The organism is Demequina maris, from assembly GCF_000971155.1.
Classification (GTDB): Bacteria; Actinomycetota; Actinomycetes; order Actinomycetales; family Demequinaceae; genus Demequina; species Demequina maris.
Genome location: NZ_BBLX01000003.1, coordinates 177,151 through 193,758, shown reverse-complemented (window position 1 = coordinate 193,758; position 16,608 = coordinate 177,151). Strand labels below are relative to the sequence as shown.

At 73.1% G+C, this 16,608-nt stretch carries 16 protein-coding genes; 9 read left to right on the top strand and 7 right to left on the bottom strand.

The genetic code is table 11. From position 1 onward, the window contains the following. Positions 1-209 precede the first annotated feature (209 nt). The 9 genes from AOM02_RS04860 to AOM02_RS04820 all read left to right on the top strand — a co-directional run bounded on the left by AOM02_RS04860 (position 210) and on the right by AOM02_RS04820 (position 11,634). Positions 210-2,435 (top strand): polyribonucleotide nucleotidyltransferase, encoded by a 2,226-nt coding sequence (locus AOM02_RS04860; RefSeq protein ID WP_062297201.1) that lies wholly within the window; start codon positions 210-212, stop codon positions 2,433-2,435. Positions 2,436-2,842: 407 nt separating this feature from the next. Further along, positions 2,843-4,162, top strand: coding sequence for a M16 family metallopeptidase (locus AOM02_RS04855; protein ID WP_062297598.1), 1,320 nt, complete (start codon positions 2,843-2,845; stop codon positions 4,160-4,162). A 129-nt stretch (positions 4,163-4,291) separates the two neighbouring features. Next, positions 4,292-5,557, top strand: coding sequence for an efflux RND transporter periplasmic adaptor subunit (locus tag AOM02_RS04850; protein ID WP_082104882.1), 1,266 nt, complete (start codon positions 4,292-4,294; stop codon positions 5,555-5,557). After that, complete coding sequence (locus tag AOM02_RS04845; protein ID WP_062297198.1) at positions 5,557-6,252, top strand: ABC transporter ATP-binding protein; 696 nt, start codon at positions 5,557-5,559, stop codon at positions 6,250-6,252. Before AOM02_RS04850 ends, AOM02_RS04845 begins: the two co-directional genes overlap by 1 nt. Further along, positions 6,249-7,481: an ABC transporter permease gene (locus AOM02_RS04840; protein ID WP_228373107.1), complete on the top strand. Its 1,233-nt coding sequence runs from the start codon at positions 6,249-6,251 to the stop codon at positions 7,479-7,481. Before AOM02_RS04845 ends, AOM02_RS04840 begins: the two co-directional genes overlap by 4 nt. Before the next feature lie 29 nt (positions 7,482-7,510). Further along, positions 7,511-8,431, top strand: a complete 921-nt coding sequence (locus AOM02_RS04835) for a hypothetical protein (RefSeq protein ID WP_062297197.1) — start codon at positions 7,511-7,513, stop codon at positions 8,429-8,431. Continuing rightward, positions 8,431-10,389: an efflux RND transporter periplasmic adaptor subunit gene (locus AOM02_RS04830; RefSeq protein WP_062297196.1), complete on the top strand. Its 1,959-nt coding sequence runs from the start codon at positions 8,431-8,433 to the stop codon at positions 10,387-10,389. The genes AOM02_RS04835 and AOM02_RS04830 overlap by 1 nt, the downstream gene beginning before the upstream one ends. A gap of 46 nt (positions 10,390-10,435) precedes the next feature. Further along, complete coding sequence (dapB, locus tag AOM02_RS04825) at positions 10,436-11,179, top strand: 4-hydroxy-tetrahydrodipicolinate reductase (RefSeq protein ID WP_062297195.1); 744 nt, start codon at positions 10,436-10,438, stop codon at positions 11,177-11,179. Continuing rightward, complete coding sequence (locus AOM02_RS04820; RefSeq protein WP_156156086.1) at positions 11,176-11,634, top strand: hypothetical protein; 459 nt, start codon at positions 11,176-11,178, stop codon at positions 11,632-11,634. Before dapB ends, AOM02_RS04820 begins: the two co-directional genes overlap by 4 nt. Positions 11,635-11,781: 147 nt before the next feature. On the opposite strand, the gene AOM02_RS04815 is transcribed toward AOM02_RS04820, so the two are convergent. The 7 genes from AOM02_RS04815 to AOM02_RS04785 are packed head-to-tail and all read right to left on the bottom strand — an operon-like array spanning position 11,782 to position 16,563. Continuing rightward, positions 11,782-12,264 (bottom strand): GNAT family N-acetyltransferase, encoded by a 483-nt coding sequence (locus AOM02_RS04815; protein WP_062297194.1) that lies wholly within the window; start codon positions 12,262-12,264, stop codon positions 11,782-11,784. A 20-nt stretch (positions 12,265-12,284) separates the two neighbouring features. Next, the gene (locus AOM02_RS04810; RefSeq protein WP_228373774.1) at positions 12,285-12,608 is read right to left on the bottom strand and encodes an AzlD domain-containing protein; all 324 of its coding nucleotides are present in this window, start codon (positions 12,606-12,608) and stop codon (positions 12,285-12,287) included. Continuing rightward, entirely contained in the window at positions 12,605-13,297 is a 693-nt protein-coding gene (locus tag AOM02_RS04805) for an AzlC family ABC transporter permease (RefSeq protein ID WP_062297193.1), read from the bottom strand. The genes AOM02_RS04810 and AOM02_RS04805 overlap by 4 nt, the downstream gene beginning before the upstream one ends. After that, positions 13,285-14,505, bottom strand: a complete 1,221-nt coding sequence (locus AOM02_RS04800; RefSeq protein WP_062297192.1) for a GNAT family N-acetyltransferase — start codon at positions 14,503-14,505, stop codon at positions 13,285-13,287. The genes AOM02_RS04805 and AOM02_RS04800 overlap by 13 nt, the downstream gene beginning before the upstream one ends. A gap of 60 nt (positions 14,506-14,565) precedes the next feature. Further along, positions 14,566-15,180: a GNAT family N-acetyltransferase gene (locus tag AOM02_RS04795; protein ID WP_062297191.1), complete on the bottom strand. Its 615-nt coding sequence runs from the start codon at positions 15,178-15,180 to the stop codon at positions 14,566-14,568. A gap of 50 nt (positions 15,181-15,230) precedes the next feature. After that, positions 15,231-15,755 carry a dihydrofolate reductase gene (locus AOM02_RS04790; RefSeq protein ID WP_062297190.1) on the bottom strand — a complete coding sequence of 175 codons (525 nt, stop codon included), beginning with the start codon at positions 15,753-15,755 and terminating at the stop codon, positions 15,231-15,233. Positions 15,756-15,762: 7 nt separating this feature from the next. Continuing rightward, positions 15,763-16,563, bottom strand: a complete 801-nt coding sequence (locus tag AOM02_RS04785) for a thymidylate synthase (RefSeq protein WP_062297189.1) — start codon at positions 16,561-16,563, stop codon at positions 15,763-15,765. Positions 16,564-16,608: the final 45 nt, after the last annotated feature.

Genomic DNA, 16,608 nt, shown 5'->3' with positions numbered 1-16,608 from the left:
TCGTCCCTCCGTGCTGTTAGGATTGACGCGGCCCGGACACCCGGGCCGCCCAACTCAACCTGGCAGGCCAGCCGGATGCTGATCCTCGGTGGTGACGGTCAGAACCCCCTCCTCGATGGGGATCGTTCTGCGCGTTTCGACTGACGATCAGTGACGCGGCGTGAGCCGCATCCGCCTGCCTGCCACGAATAGGCAAGGAGCAACTCCTGATGGAGGGTCCTGAGATCCAGTTCGCCGAGGCCACGATCGACAACGGTCGCTTCGGCACCCGCACCGTCCGGTTCGAGACGGGACGTCTCGCCAAGCAGGCCGCCGGCTCCGCCGTCGCCTACCTCGACGGCGAGACCATGCTGCTGTCGGCCACGACGGCCGGCAAGTCCCCGCGCGACGGCTTCGACTTCTTCCCCCTGACCGTCGACGTCGAGGAGCGCCAGTACGCCGCCGGCAAGATCCCCGGCTCGTTCTTCCGCCGCGAGGGCCGTCCCACCACGGACGCCATCCTCACGTGCCGCCTCATCGACCGCCCGCTGCGCCCGTCGTTCGTCTCGGGCCTGCGCAACGAGATCCAGGTCGTCGTCGACGTCCTCGCGATCCACCCGGACGACCAGTACGACGTCGTCGCGATCAACGCGGCCTCGATGTCGACGCAGCTCGCCGGCCTGCCCTTCTCGGGCCCCATCGGCGGTGTGCGCGTCGCGCTCGTCGAGGGCCAGTGGGTGTGCTTCCCGCGCTGGTCGGAGATGGAGAACGCGGTCTTCAACATGGTCGTGGCCGGCCGCGTGGTGGGCGACGACGTCGCCATCATGATGGTCGAGGCCGAGGCCACCGAGAACGCCTTCGACCTCATCTCGGAGGGTGCCCAGGCGCCCACCGAGGCCGTCGTGGCCGAGGGCCTCGAGGCCGCGAAGCCGTTCATCCGCGTGCTGTGCGAGGCGCAGGCCGAGGTCGCCGAGAAGGCCGCCAAGGAGACCGCCGAGTTCCCGCGCTTCCTGGACTACCAGGACGACCTGTACTCGGTCGTGGCGCCCGCCATCTCGGGCGACCTCGCCGAGGCGCTCCAGATCGCCGACAAGCAGACGCGCGAGAGCCGCCTCGACGAGATCAAGGACGGCGCCCACGCGCAGTTCGACGGTCAGTTCGAGGGTCGCGAGAAGGAGATCTCGGCGGTCGTCCGCTCGGTCACCAAGCAGACCATCCGCCAGCGCATCCTCAAGGACGGCGTCCGCATCGACGGCCGTGGCCTCAAGGACATCCGTCCGCTGTCGGCCGAGGTCGCCGTGGTCCCGCGCGTGCACGGCTCGGCGCTGTTCGAGCGTGGCGAGACCCAGATCATGGGCATCACGACGCTGAACATGCTCAAGATGGAGCAGCAGATCGACTCGTTCTCGCCCGAGACGCACAAGCGCTACATGCACCACTACAACTTCCCGCCGTTCTCGACGGGCGAGACCGGTCGTGTGGGCAGCCCGAAGCGTCGCGAGATCGGCCACGGCGCGCTCGCCGAGCGTGCGCTCGTGCCGGTGCTCCCGTCGCGCGAGGACTTCCCCTACGCGATCCGCGAGGTGTCGGAGGCGCTCGGCTCGAACGGCTCGACCTCGATGGGCTCGGTCTGCGCCTCGACGCTGGCCATGCTCAACGCCGGTGTGCCGCTGAGGGCCCCCGTCGCGGGCATCGCGATGGGCCTCGTGTCCGACACGGTCGACGGCGAGACCCGCTACGCGGCGCTCACCGACATCCTGGGCGCGGAGGACGCGTTCGGCGACATGGACTTCAAGGTCGCCGGTACCCGTGAGTTCGTCACCGCCATCCAGCTCGACACCAAGCTCGACGGCATCCCCGCCTCGGTCCTCGCCGGCGCGCTGTCGCAGGCGTACGACGCCCGCGTCCACATCCTGGGCGTGATGGAGCAGGCGATCTCCGAGCCCGACGAGATGAGCCCGCACGCCCCGCGCGTCATCGCGGTGCGCATCCCCGTCGACAAGATCGGCGAGGTCATCGGCCCCAAGGGCAAGATGATCAACCAGATCCAGGACGACACGGGCGCCGACATCTCGATCGAGGACGACGGCACCGTGTACATCGGCGCCACCGACGGTCCGTCGGCGGAGGCCGCGCGCGCCGCGATCAACGCGATCGCGAACCCGCACGTCCCCGAGGTCGGCGAGCGCTTCGTCGGCACCGTGGTGAAGACCGTCGCGTTCGGCGCCTTCATCTCGCTCACCCCGGGCAAGGACGGTCTGCTGCACATCTCGCAGATCCGCAAGCTCGTGGGCGGCAAGCGCGTCGAGAACGTCGAGGACGTGCTCGCCGTGGGTCAGAAGATCCAGGTGGAGATCACCGAGGTCGACCCGCGCGGCAAGCTCTCGCTCGGCGTGGTCGAGGAGGCCGGCGCGGAGGGTTCCTCCGACGAGGCCGAGGAGACCGTCGAGGCGTAAGCGTCTCTGGTTGTTCCGCTCGAAGGGCGGTCGGGGTCACCCGGCCGCCCTTCGGCGTGTCCTGGGCCGATGCGTGGGCCGCGCATCGTCCCGCGCCGCCCGTCCTGGGATGCGGGTGGATCCGCGATCCGCCCGCGTTCTGGGTCGTAGGAGCCTGGAATGCGGGCCGATCCGGGAATCGCCCGCATGCGGGGCGCTGCCGGGCGCGGGACGATGCGCCGGGCAGGTCCGTGCCGCATCGTCGCGTCCGCACGCCCGCATGTCGGACCATGTCGCGATCGATGCGACATCGCGGTGCTCGCGCGCCCGGATGTCGCACCGTTCGCGGATCGATGCGACGGAGGGGACAGCACACGACGCCGGGGACGATGCGGTCGGCGCCGATGCCCGCGACTAGGCTCGCCCTCATGCCCCACATGCTTCCCCTCGTGCACGCGGGAGCCATCGGCTCCGACCTCACCATCGAGCAGGACCACGGCGCGGTCATCCGCCGCACGGTGCTCCCGGGCGGGGTGCGCGTCCTCACGGAGCAGATCCCGGGCATGCGGTCCGCCACGCTGGGCGCGTGGGTCGGCGTCGGGTCGCGCGACGAGGCGCCCGAGCACGCCGGCTCCACCCACTTCCTCGAGCACCTGCTGTTCAAGGGGACGGCGCGCCGCAGCGCGCTCGACATCGCCGAGGAGTTCGACCGCGTCGGCGGCGAGTCCAACGCCCTCACCGGCAAGGAGTACACCTGCTACTACGCGCGGGTGATCGACACCGACCTGCCGATGGCCATCGACGTGGTGCTCGACATGGTCACGAGCGCGCGCCTCGACCAGGCGGACTTCGACATGGAGCGCGGGGTCATCCTCGAGGAGCTCGCGATGAACGAGGACGACCCGGGCGACGTCATCCACGAGCGCTTCACCGAGGCGGTGCTCGGCGGCCACGTGCTGGGCCGGCCCATCGGCGGCACCCCCGAGATCATCGAGGCCGTCACCCGCGAGGCCGTCTGGGACCACTACACCGAGCACTACACGCCCGCGGGGCTCATCGTCACGGCGGCCGGGGGAGTGGACCACGACGCCGTGTGCGCGATGGTGGCCGATGCGCTCGCCACGGGCGGCTGGGACCTCGCCGACGGCGTCGCGCCCAAGGGTCGACGCGACCGCAACGCGCCCGTCGAGGCCACCCTCACCCCCGAGGTGCGGATCCGCCGCCACGAGCTCGAGCAGGCGCACGTGCTGCTCGGCACCCGCGGCTTCAGCGCGACCGACGAGCGCCGCTCGGTGCTCGCCGTCTACAACGCGATCCTCGGCGGCGGCATGTCCTCGCGGCTGTTCCAGGAGATCCGCGAGAAGCGCGGGCTCACGTACGCCGTCTACTCGTTCGGCGCGCCCAGCACTGAGACCGGCGTCTTCGGCGTCTACGGCGCGTGCACCCCCGCCAAGGTGGACGAGGTCGAGCGGCTCATGGCCGTCGAGCTCGAGCGCATGGCCGAGGGCGTCACGCCGGGCGAGCTCGAGCGCGCCAAGGGCCAGATCGCCGGCTCGATGGTGCTGCGCCTCGAGGACTCGTACTCGCGCATGTCCCGGCTGGGCAAGGCCGAGCTGGTGTTCGGCGACCTCTGGTCCATCGCCGAGATGCTCGAGGACGTCCACGCGGTGACCGCCGACCAGGTGCGCTCGCTGGCCGCGGACATCGCGGGCCGCGAGCGCGTGTCGGTGCGCGTCGGTCCCGCCTGACCGGGTCTCTACCAGGCGCTTCCCGCGCCCGCGCGGGTGCTTATGGTGCCCTTATCCGTTTGCCAGCCATCTCCCAGGAACCGTCCATACCTTCGCATCGACAGTCGGCGATGATCGAACGGATGGACGATGCCCAAGAACCCCTCCCGGTGGACCCGCGTACGCACGTGGGGAGTCCCCGCTGGAGCCGTGCTGGCCGGTGCCGGCCTCGGCGCCGGCGCCATGGCGCTGTGGGGAGGCGGAGGTGACGAGGCGCGCGAGGGCCTCGCGATGGAGGACGCCGGCACCCAGACGGTGACCGTGGGCCTCCAGACCCTCGAGGAGTCCGTCTCCGCCACCGGCACGCTCGCGGCCGTCTCCACCGACGCGCTCGCCTTCGAGGCCTCCGGCGAGGTCACGGCGGTGTACGTCGAGGCGGGCGACGTCGTCGAGGAGGGCGACGTGATCGCGGAGATCGACACGCTCCAGCTCACCGCCTCGCTGCGCTCCGCGCAGGCCGAGCTCGCGCAGGCCAAGGCCACCCTCGCGAACCTCGAGGACGCCGACGACGACTCCGACGCGAGCGCGGCCCAGATCTCCGCCGCCGAGGCCCAGGTCGCCGTGCTCAAGAAGAGCGTCAAGGAGGCGCGGTCCGCGATGGGCGACGCGGAGCTCGTGGCGGACATGGCCGGCCTCGTCACGGCGCAGCCGTACGAGGTGGGCGACGTGGTGTCCGCGGGCTCCTCGAGCTCCTCCGGATCCTCTGGCGGCACGACCTCGACCCAGGCGGGCGGCATGACCACCACCGCATCGTCCACCTCGACCGACAGCGGCGTGACCATCGTCGGCCAGGACGAGTGGACCGTGTCGGTGAGCCTGTCCGAGGACGAGGTCGCGGAGATCGCCGAGGGCAACCAGGTGACCTTCACCGCCGACGACGTCGACGGGGAGTTCTTCGGCCTCGTGACGGACATCGCGAACCTGCCCACCACGACCGGCGGCAGCGCGACCTACGCGGTCGACCTGCAGGTCACGGGCGACGTCGAGGGCCTCTACGAGGGCACCTCCGTCACCGCCGACATCGTCTACCTCCGCCAGGTCGACGTGCTCGCGATCCCCACGAACGCGGTCACCACCACGGACGGCGTCTCGACGGTGACGGTCGTGGACGATGCGGGCGACGAGGAGGAGCGGGAGGTCACCCTGGGTGACACGATCGGCAGCTACACCGAGGTCGTCGACGGCCTCGAGGAGGGCGAGCAGCTCGCCGTGGCGGCCACCGTCTCCGGCGGCTCGTCCGACTCGTCCGACACCACCGGGCAGCTCCCCGGCGGCGGCCAGTTCCCGACCGACGGCATGGTGCCGGGCGGCGGCCAGATGCCCACCGGCGGCCAGCTCCCGGGCGGGCAGGGCTGATGAGCGCTCCCGTCATCGAGCTGAGCGGCGCTCGCAAGACCTACCACACGGGCGACATCGAGTTCGAGGCCCTCCGGGGCATCGACTGCCGGATCTTCCCGGGCGAGTACGTGGCGATCGTGGGCCCGTCCGGCTCCGGCAAGTCCACGCTCATGAACATCCTGGGCTGCCTCGACGTGCTCACATCGGGCCGCTACGTGCTGGCCGGCGAGGACGTCTCCCAGATGGACGAGGTGGCGCTCGCCTCGGCACGCAACCGCCGCATCGGCTTCGTCTTTCAGCAGTTCCACCTGCTGGCGAGCCTCACGGCGGTCGGGAACGTCGAGCTGCCGCTCGTGTACGCGGGCATCCCGCCGGCCGAGCGGCGCGAGCGCGCGATGGTCGCGCTCGAGCGGGTGGGGCTGGGCGACAAGAGCCGCAACCACCCGGGCCAGCTCTCGGGCGGCCAGCAGCAGCGCGTCGCGATCGCGCGGGCGCTCGTCACGGAGCCCGCGATCGTGCTCGCCGACGAGCCCACGGGCAACCTCGACTCGCACTCGACCCGCGACGTGCTCGGCATGCTCGACGATCTCCACGCGGAGGGCAGCACGATCGTGCTCATCACCCACGAGTCCGACGTCGCCGCGCGCGCCGGGACCGTCTACAACGTGACCGACGGGCAGTTCGTCGGCGCGGGAACGGGGATCGCCAAGTGAGGCCCGCCGACCTGCTCGCCAGCTCCTGGCGGGCGATCCGCTCGCACAAGATGCGCTCCGCGCTCACCATGCTCGGCATCGTCGTCGGCATCGCGTCCGTCGTGCTCACCGTGGGCCTCGGGCTCGGCACGCAGAAGGACGTCAGCGAGCAGATCGCGGCGCTCGGCTCCGACCTGCTCATCGTGTCGCCCGGATCGTCGACCGACGAGAGCGGCATGCGCGGCGGCTTCGGCAGCGGCGAGACGCTCACGCTCACCGATGCCGAGGCGCTCGCCTCCGAGGTCGCGGTGCCGGACGCCGGCGACGTGGCGCCGGAGAAGACGGCGAGCCTGTCGCTCGAGTACGGCGAGAGCAACTGGACCACCGACGTCACGGGCACCACGACGAGCTGGACCGAGGTGCGCTCGCGCGACCTGCTGTACGGCAGCTTCTTCACCGCGGACGATGCGGAGGCGGGGGCGAGCGTCATCGTCCTGGGCGCCGAGACGGCGCAGGAGCTGTTCGGCACGACGAGCGTGGTGGGCCAGGAGGTCACCATCGACGGCGAGGCGCTCGAGGTCGTCGGCGTGCTCGCCGAGGCGGGATCGTCGGGGGAGACCTCGCTCGACGACCTCGCCGTGGTGCCGATGACGACGATGGTCGAGCAGCTCGACGACTCGGGCAACAGCGAGTCCGTCGACACCATCTACGTGAAGGCGGCCTCGTCCGACTCGCTCAGCGCGGCGTCGCAGGAGACCACGTCGCTGCTGCTCAACCTCCACGGCCTGGCGTCCGCGGACGACGCGGACTTCACCGTCGAGGTGCAGGACTCGCTCCTCGACGCGGCGACCTCGGTCTACGAGAAGCTCACCGTGCTGCTCACCGGCATCGCGGCGCTCGCGCTGCTCGTGGGCGGCATCGGCGTCATGAACATCATGCTCGTGTCGGTGACCGAGCGGACCCGCGAGATCGGCCTGCGCAAGGCGCTCGGCGCCGCGCCCGCCAACATCCGCAACCAGTTCCTCATCGAGGCGATGATCCTCGGCCTCAGCGGCGGCGCCGTCGGCGTGATCATCGGCGTCGGGCTGGCCCTGGCGCTGCCGTCGGTCCTCGGCTCGACCATCGTCGTGTCCGGCCTCGCGCTCGTCGTCTCGGTCGTGGTCGCGGTCGGGATCGGCGCGGTGTTCGGCGTCTACCCCGCGGCCCGTGCCGCCCGTCTGGCGCCCATCGACGCCCTCCGCGACCAGTGAACGTGAAGCTCAAAGAACAGGAATCCACCATGAACAAGACCCGCCTGTCGATCGTCGCGGCCACCCTGTGCGCCGGGCTGCTCGCCGGTTGCTCGTCCGGCGAGGCCGCGACGTCCGGGGAGGACGCGGCACCCGCCGCATCGTCCGACGCCGTCCTCGGCACCGTCGAGGGGATGGACGGTATGGAGCGCGAGCCGTCGGGGCTCACTGGCGAGATCGCCTACGTGTCCGACGGCCTCGCCCAGGTGCAGGACGGGTCGACGCAGACCGCGGTGAGCTGGACGGAGGACACCACGTTCACGCAGCAGGTCGAGCTGGCGCTCGCGGACATCGCCGAGGGCGCCTGCGTGGTCGCCACGCTCGGCGACGACGGCGCCGCGACAGAGATCAGCGTCACCGACGCCGACGAGGACGGCACGTGCTCGACCGGCTTCGGCGGCATGGGCGGCCGGATGGGCGGCGAGCGGCCGGAGGGCGGCGACATGCCGACCGACATGCCGAGCGACATGCCCACGGACGGCGCGCAGCTGGGCGAGGTGCCCTCCGACATGCCGTCGGGCGGGCCGGACGGCGACATGCCCGCCGGCGGCTTCGACGACTCGTCCCGCGTGGCCGGCACGGTCACCGCCGTGTCCGACGGCGAGCTGACCGTCGAGGACTCCGACGGCGAGGAGACGGTCGTGGCCGTCGCCGACGACGCCGCCGTCACCGGCACCGAGGACGCCGACGCCGACGCGGTCGCCGTCGGCATGTGCCTCACCGCGAACGGCGAGGCGGACGACGCGGGCGGCTACTCCGCGACCTCGATCTACGTGTTCGACGGCGGCGAGGACGGCTGCGTGTCCGCGATGGGCTTCGGCGGCCAGGGCGGGATGCCCGGCGAGCGCGGCGGTGCGCCCGGCGACACGGCGACCGGCACGTCGGAGCCGGCGCTCGAGAGCGGCGAGTGATGAAGCGCGGGATCTCCCTCGGCGGGCGCCGCCGCTGGCTCCTCGTCGCGGCACCCGTCGCGATCGGCGCGGTGGCCGCGGGCGTGGTCCTGACCGGCGCATCGTCCGCGTCCGCGACGTACCGCACCGCAGTCGTCGAGACCGGCGACGTGACCCAGACCCTGACGGCGACCGGCGCGATCGCGTCGGCCAGCCAGGAGGACCTGGCGTTCCAGGTGGACGGCACGGTCGCGAGGGTGAAGGTCGGCGTGGGCGACGCCGTCGAGGCGGGCGACGTGATCGCGCGCCTCGACACGGACGACCTCGAGGACGCGGTGGCGGAGGCCGAGGAGGCGCTCGCGGACGCGAAGGAGGCGCTCGCCGACGACCTCGAGGCGCAGAGCTCGGGGACATCGAGCAGCACCACCGCGTCGTCGGCCGCGTACTCGTCGGACTCGGACGCGGCCGCCACGACGGCGACGGTGGTCGCGGCGGTCTACACGCCCACGGACACGCGCATCGTCCAGGCCGCCGACGCCACGGGGAGCGACGCCGTCGAGGAGGCGCGGGCGGCGCTGCTCGCGGCGCAGGAGGCGCTGCTGGACCAGTACGACGTCGCGCAGGCGCTCCTCGAGGCGGCCCAGCAGTCGGCGGCCGACGCGCAGGAGACCTGCGCCGCCTTCACGGCGGCGGGCGCGGCCGGGGACGATGCGACGGACGAGTCCGCGGACGACGCGACGGACGGCGCCGGCGCGACCGGCGACGTCGCGGACGAAGCCGCCGCGGCGCTCGCGGCCTGCCAGGAGGCGACCGCGGCGGCGCTCGAGGCCTCCCAGACGTCGATCGAGGCGCAGGCGACGCTCATGGACCTCGCGAGCGACGTGGACGCGGCGGTGGCCGCGCTGCAGGAGGCGCTCGCGGCCGAGGGCTCGGGCGGCGCGGACGCCGGTACCGGCGACGGGTCGACCGGCGGTTCGGACGGCTCGACCGGCGCCCAGGGCGGCGGCTCCGCCGAGCCGGGCGATGCGAGCGGCGGCATCGACCAGACCGGCGGCGACGACCTCGGCGGCATGGACCAGTCCGCGGGGCTCTCCGACACGACGGGCACCCTGGGCGGCACGTCGACCGACGACTCGACGTCCCAGTCGCAGGACTCGCTGTCCGGCGGCACCGCGCAGGAGGACACGGTGCCCAGCGCCGCGGACATCCTCGCGGACAAGGCGGAGATCACGGCGGCCCGTGCGGCGCTCAAGGTGGCCCAGCAGCAGGTCGAGCACGCGACGCTCCGCGCCCCGGTCGCGGGCACGATCGTGTCGGTCGGCATGGCGGAGGACGACTCCGTCACCGCGGGCGACACGACCGCCGCGATCACGCTGGTCGCCGACAACTCGTACCTCGTCGAGCTCGCGGTGAGCCTCACCGAGGCGCAGCTGCTCGCGGTCGGCCAGGAGGCCGAGCTCACGCTGACCAGCAGCGGCGACGTGGTCGACGGCACGGTGTCGAGCGTGAGCAACGTCAACTCCGGCAACGACTTCGCGCAGTCGTACGCGGTCACGATCGCCGTCCCGGATCCGGGCTTCTCGATCAGGATCGGCGCCGCGACGCGGATGCGGATCACGGTCGCGGGCGCCACCGGCGTGCTCGTCGTGCCCACCTCGGCCGTCTCCGACGCGGCCGGCGACGCCACGGTGCAGGTGGCCGGCGAGGACGGGACCGCGACCGCCGTCGCGGTCGAGACCGGCGCCATCGGCGCCGTCTACACCGAGATCACGTCCGGACTCGAGGCGGGCGACGCCGTCATCCTCGCGGACCTCACGGCGGACCTCAGTGCTGACGACGAGGACGCGAGCGACGGCTCCGGCGGACTGCTGTCCGGGCTCAGCAGCGAGGACGAGTCCACCGATGTGCCGCAGATGGGGCAGATGCCCGGCGGCGGGCAGCAGGGCGCGGGCATGGCTCCGCCCGGGTTCTCCGGATAGGGGAGGCCCGCATCGTCGCCCGCGAGGCGCCCGGTACGCTCGACGCATGATCTCCGTCGCCGTGCTGGGCGCCTCCGGGCGCATGGGTTCCCACGTCGTGGACGCCGTCAACGGTGCCCCCGACCTCGAGCTGGTCGCGGCGCTCGACCACGGCGACGACATCGCCGAGGCGGCCCGCGCGGGCGCCCAGGTGGCGGTCGACTTCACCGTGCCGAGCGCCACCGAGGCGAACGTCCACGCCCTCATCGACCTCGGGATCCACGCCGTCGTCGGCACCACCGGCTGGACCGAGGAGGCGCTGCTGCGCGTCGAGGAGCACCTGCGCGAGCGTCCCGAGCTCGGCGCGCTCATCGCCCCGAACTTCGCGCTCGGCGCCGTGCTCGCGATGCGCTTCTCCGCCGCGGCGGCGCGCTACTTCGAGTCCGTCGAGATCGTCGAGCTCCACCACCCGGACAAGGTCGACGCGCCGTCGGGCACCGCGACCCACACCGCGCAGGGGATCGCCGCGGCCCGCGCCGCCGCCGGCATCGGCCCCTCGCCCGACGCGACCACGCACGACCCGGACGGCGCGCGCGGCGCCGTGATCGACGGCGTCCACGTCCACGCGGTCCGCCTGCGCGGCCTCGTCGCGCACGAGGAGGTGCTGCTGGGCAACCCCGGCGAGCAGCTCACGATCCGCACCGACAGCTTCGACCGCGTGAGCTTCATGCCCGGCGTGCTGCTGGGCGTGCGCGAGGTGGTCGGCCGTCCCGGCCTGGCCGTGGGCCTCGACCGGTACATGGCGCTGTGAGCGTGATGCGGCGCCCGGCGTTCCTCGCCGCGGTCGCGACCACTGCGCTGCTCGCGCTGCTCATGGGCTTCGTCGCGAACATCGCGCTCATGCTGCTGCGCTCGCCGGGCGCGGTCGCGAAGCTGCTCGGCGCCTTCGTGCTCGTGCTGCCGCTCATCGCCGTGTGGTTCCTCGTCAACGAGTGGCGCACGGGCATCACCGTGCAGCGCATGGCCTCTCGGCTCGAGGCCGAGGGTCGCCTGCCGCTCCACGACGGCGAGCGCACCACCGCCGGCCGCCTCACCGACCAGGCCAAGCAGGACGTCTACGAGGTCGCCCGCACCGGCGTCGAGCTCGAGCCGGAGAGCTGGGCGGCCTGGTTCCACCTCGCGTTCGCCTACGAGGCCGTCGAGGAGAAGGCCGAGGCCCGCAGGGCGCTGCGCCACGCGGCGCAGCTGTTCCGCGCGCAGCGCTGACCTCGGGCGGCTCGCTCGTCGCGCCTCTCCACACACGCGCGCGGTTGTGAACGCGAACAGCTGCAACACCTGTCACGAACGACGGGTCGAACGCTCCCAGTTGCAGAATCTGTGTGGATCAGCGCGTGTGCCCGGCCTCGTCGAGCGCTAGAGCGCCGCGCGGTACATGAGCTCGACGAGATTCCCGTCGGGGCCCTCGAGCGTGCGCCGCAGCCCGCCCTCCGCGAGGCCCGCGGACGTGAGGAACGCGCGGCGCGCATCGTCCCCCTCGAGGGTCCACGCACGCACGTCGTCGCGGCCCTGGAGGCGCAGCGTGTCGATGCATGCGGACAGCAGGCGCGAGCCGTGTCCCGCGCGCCGGTGCTCCGGCGCGATCTCGAGCGCCATGATCTCGCCGGGGGTGATCGCGGCGAATCCCACGACGCGAGGTCCGTCGCAGGCGACGAAGACGCGGTGGTCGCGGCTCGGCGGCGCGACGATCGCGGCGGCCCACTGCGCGCGCACCTGATCGGCGGGAAGCGCGTCCGCGGCCTCACCCATCCATGCGCGCCACGCGGCGAGCTGGATCGCGGCGATCGCGTCCTCGTCCCCGGGGACGGCGGGGCGGGCGGAGACGTCGGCGTGGATCATGGCGTCAAGGCTAGTGCGGCTCAGCCCCACCCGAGCGCGCGCAGGCCCGCCGCCACGCCCGCCGCGACCGCGACGACGACGATGAACGGCGCGCGGCGCCACAGCAGGACCGCGGCCACCGCCACCGCGGCGACGCGGGCGTCGACCACGAGCGAGCGACCGTCGGCGAAGGTCTGCACCGCGACCAGCGCGGACAGCAGCGCGACCGTGACGAAGGCCGCGATGCGGTGCACGCGGGGGTTCTCGAGCAGGGACTCGGGAACCGAGTGGCCCGCGTACTTGGTCGCCCAGGACAGCAGCCCTGCCGCCACGATCGCGACCCACATCCACCAGTACGCGCTCACTCGGGCACCTCCTCGGGACGCGGGTGCCCCCAGCCGGCCACCACGGCCACGACGGCGGCCGCGAGCACGGGCACGCCCGGCGGCGCGACCGGCGTGAGCGCCAGCGCGAGGACGGACGATGCGGCGGCCACGGCCTGCGCGCGGCGGTGCGCGAGGCGCGGCCACACGAGCGCGAGGAAGGCTGCCGCGGCGGCGGCGTCGAGGCCCCAGTCGGCGGGGTCGCCGATGCGGGAACCGAGCAGCGCGCCCAGCACCGTGATCGCGTTCCACGCGACGAGCACGCCGACGCCGGTCCACCAGAACCCGGCGCGCCGCGCCGGGAGGTCCTCGGCGGGCTGCGCGAGCGCGACCGCCGTCGACTCGTCGATCGTCACCTGCGCGCCCCATGCCTTCCTCAGGCCCCGCATCGGCCTCAGCACGGGCGCCAGGCCCACGCCGTAGAAGCCGTTGCGGAGCCCCAGGAACGTCGACGTGGCGACCGCGGCCGCCGCGCCGCCGCCCGCGCCGATGACTCCCACGAACGCGAACTGCGAGCCGCCCGAGAACACGAGCAGCGACAGCGCGGCCGTCTGCCACACGTCGAGGCCCGCCGCGACCGAGAGCGCGCCGAAGCTCAGGCCGTACGCGCCCGTGGCGAGGGAGACGGACAGCGCCTGCTGGCGCGTCGCGTCCAGCGTCAGGCGGGCCACGTCACCTCGTCCCCGGCGGCGTCGGCCAGGCGGGGGATCGGCGCGGAGGAGAGCGGCGCCTCCTCCAGCGTGGCGGCGTCCGCGACCCAGCGTGCGGCCTCCTGGCCGTCGTCGGTGTCGCGCGTGAGGCCGAGGTCGCGGAAGCCGAGGCGTCGCGGCACCGCCGCGGAGCGCGCGTTCCCCGGCCGGTGGAAGATCTCGACCGTCTCGGCGCCCGCGTAGGCGAGGGCCACCCGGGTGAGCGCCGCCACGGCCTCCGTGACGAGCCCGTGGCCCTGGTGCGACTCGGCGATCCAGTAGCCGATCTCGAGGCCCGGCCGGGAGTCGAGCGGGTGCAGGCCGATGCTGCCGAGGTACGCGCCGCCGTCGCGGTCGAACATCCCCATGAGGAACTCGACGCCCGCCTCGTGGTTGGCGATGTTGAGCGCGATCTTGGCCGCGCGCTCCTCCCGGGTCTTGGGCTCGTCCTCCGCCCACGCGAGGAACCGGACCAGGTGCTCCCGGTTCGCGGCGATCACGTTCGACACCTCGTCCGCGTCGTCGTGACGGAAGCGGCGGATCACGAGGCGCTCGGTCTCGACCCGCGCGGGCACGGACCACAGCGGCCAGGCGAGGGTCGTGCCGGCCGCGTCGGCGAGCCGGGGGAGCGGGGACGATGCGGCGGGCTCACGGGCGAGCGTCGCGAGGTCCGCGACCCACACGTTGAAGTCCTCGTTGCCGCGCGTGGACGAGCCGGCGGCCGTGAAGCCGGAGCGTGCCGCCACGGCGTTCGAGCGCACGTTCGCGGGGGCGCACCACAGCTCGACGCGGGTCGCGCCGGCGTACAGGAGCGCGACCGCGGTCAGCGCGAGCACCGCCTCGGTCACCAGGCCCTCGCCCTGGCGGTCGGCACGGATCCAGTAGCCGATCTCGAGCGCGTCGGGGCCGACCCGCGTGTGGAACCCGGTGCCGCCCACGTACGCGCCGGTCGCGCGGTCGAACATCCCGAGCGCGAAGTCCTCGCCCGCGTCGAAGGCCGCGGTGAACTCGGCGACCTTGGCCTCGCGCTGCTCGAGCGTCTGCGGCTCCGACGGCGCCCACGGGATGAACGGCAGCAGGTGCGCGACGTTGGCGAGGATCGCCTCGTGCATCGCGCGGACGTCGCCCGGCTCGAGGCGGCGGATCACGAGCCTCGCGGTCTCGATGCGGGGAGGGACGCGCCAGGTCATGGCGTCAATCCTGGCATCTCGGCGCGGGGCCACGGGCCGGCAACCGGCACCCCGTCCGCCTCACACGGGCCAGGGGATCTCGTCGCCGTCCGGATCGGCGAGGCGCGGACGCGGCGTCGACGCGTACGGCTCGCCCGCGAGCGTCTCGACGTTGGCGGCCCACACCTCCAGCTCCTCGCCGTCGTCGTCGATCCGCATGCCCTGGCTCGCGTACCCGGAGCGGCGCGCCACCGCGGTCGCCCTCCGGTTGGTGGGGTCGCACCAGATCTCGACCCGCTCGGCGCCGGCCACCTCGAGGGCGACCCGGGTGAGCGCGAGCGCCGCCTCCGTGATGAGGCCCTCGCCCTCGCGGTCGGCGGCGATCCAGTAGCCGATCTCGAGCGCGTCCGCGCCGCGGTCGGTGTGCAGCCCGGCGCCGCCGATGAAGTCCCCGGTCGCCTTGTCGAAGATCCCCATGGGGAACTCCTGGCCGCGCTCGTGGAGCGCGATGCTCGGTGCGACCAGCACGGCGCGCACCTCGCCCGTCGACGGCAGCGCCTCGGGCCACGACAGGAACCGCACCACGCGCGACCGGTTGGCGGCGACGACGCGCGACACGGCCGCGGCGTCGTCCGTCCGATAGCGGCGCAGGATCAGCCGCTCGGTCTCGATGCGCGCCGGCACGTACCAGGACATGCCACCGATCCTGGCACGCGTCGCGAGCGAGCGGGGCGAGGCGCGCCCCCTCAGTCCTGCGGCGCGGACTCCGCGGGCACGTAGGTGACGAAGCGGTACGAGAGCCCCGACGTGGACACCGCGGGCTCGCTCGACGCCGCGACGGCCCAGTCGTCGGCGACCAGGTCCGGCGCGAACGTGTCGCCCGCGACCACGGCGTCGATCTCGGTGATCTCGAGCGCCTCGGCCACCGCGAGCGCCTCGGCGAACAGGCCGGCGCCGCCGATCACCCAGCGCTCGGCGTCACGCGCGTGCTCGCCCGCGATCGCCAGCGCATCGTCGAGGGACGAGGCCCGGAAGGCGCCCTCGGGCGCGGCGCCCGAGGTCACCACCACGTTGACCCGGCCGGGCAGCGGCCGGAAGCGCGGCGGCAGCGACTCCCACGTGCGGCGCCCCATGATGACGGCGTGGCCGCGGGTGAGGGCCTGGAAGTGGGCGAGGTCCTCGGGGAGGTGCCACGGCATCGTGCCGTCCATGCCGATGACGGGCCGGCCCGCATCGTCCCGCGCCTGGGCCCAGATCGCCTTGACGGTCACGGGCGGGTCAGACGGCCACGGGCGCCTTGATGCCCGGGTGGTGCTGGTAGTTCTCGATCACGACGTCGTCGATGTCGTAGTCGAGCAGCGAGTCCTTCGTGGCCAGCGTGAGGGTGGGGTAGGGGTAGGGCTCGCGCGACAGCTGCAGCTCGACCTGCTCCATGTGGTTGGAGTAGATGTGGCAGTCGCCACCGGTCCACACGAAGTCGCCCACCTCGAGGCCGGTCTGCGCCGCGATCATGTGGGTGAGCAGCGCGTAGGACGCGATGTTGAACGGCACGCCCAGGAACAGGTCCGCGCTGCGCTGGTACAGCTGGCAGCTGAGCCGGCCGTCCGCGACGTAGAACTGGAACATCGCGTGGCAGGGCGCGAGCGCCATGCTCGGCACGTCCGCGGGGTTCCACGCGGACACCATGAGGCGGCGCGAGTCCGGGTTGGTGCGGATCTGCTCGACGACGTCCGCGATCTGGTCGATGTGGCGGCCGTCCGGCGCGGGCCAGGACCGCCACTGGTAGCCGTAGACGGGTCCGAGCTCGCCGTGCTCGTCGGCCCACTCGTCCCAGATGGTGATCCCGCGCTCCTGCAGCCAGCGCACGTTGGTGTCGCCGCGCAGGAACCACAGCAGCTCTCCCACGATCGAGCGGACGTGCACGCGCTTGGTCGTGATGAGCGGGAAGCCCTGCGACAGGTCGTAGCGGATCTGGCGGCCGAAGACCGAGACGGTGCCGGTGCCGGTGCGGTCGCCCTTGGGGGTGCCGGTGGCCAGCACGTCGCGCAGCAGGTCCTCGTACGGGGTGGGGATGGTCACGGGGACCAGCGTACGCGCGGGGTCGGACGACGCGGCGGCGCCACC

What these genes read in the sequence shown, in the direction of transcription:
- AOM02_RS04860 (WP_062297201.1), top strand. Translation starts at nt 210, where the DNA reads ATGGAGGGTCCTGAGATCCAGTTCGCCGAGGCCACGATCGACAACGGT.
- AOM02_RS04855 (WP_062297598.1), top strand. Translation starts at nt 2,843, where the DNA reads ATGCCCCACATGCTTCCCCTCGTGCACGCGGGAGCCATCGGCTCCGAC.
- AOM02_RS04850 (WP_082104882.1), top strand. Translation starts at nt 4,292, where the DNA reads ATGCCCAAGAACCCCTCCCGGTGGACCCGCGTACGCACGTGGGGAGTC.
- AOM02_RS04845 (WP_062297198.1), top strand. Translation starts at nt 5,557, where the DNA reads ATGAGCGCTCCCGTCATCGAGCTGAGCGGCGCTCGCAAGACCTACCAC.
- AOM02_RS04835 (WP_062297197.1), top strand. Translation starts at nt 7,511, where the DNA reads ATGAACAAGACCCGCCTGTCGATCGTCGCGGCCACCCTGTGCGCCGGG.
- AOM02_RS04830 (WP_062297196.1), top strand. Translation starts at nt 8,431, where the DNA reads ATGAAGCGCGGGATCTCCCTCGGCGGGCGCCGCCGCTGGCTCCTCGTC.
- dapB (WP_062297195.1), top strand. Translation starts at nt 10,436, where the DNA reads ATGATCTCCGTCGCCGTGCTGGGCGCCTCCGGGCGCATGGGTTCCCAC.
- AOM02_RS04815 (WP_062297194.1), bottom strand. Translation starts at nt 12,264, where the DNA reads ATGATCCACGCCGACGTCTCCGCCCGCCCCGCCGTCCCCGGGGACGAG.
- AOM02_RS04800 (WP_062297192.1), bottom strand. Translation starts at nt 14,505, where the DNA reads ATGACCTGGCGCGTCCCTCCCCGCATCGAGACCGCGAGGCTCGTGATC.
- AOM02_RS04795 (WP_062297191.1), bottom strand. Translation starts at nt 15,180, where the DNA reads ATGTCCTGGTACGTGCCGGCGCGCATCGAGACCGAGCGGCTGATCCTG.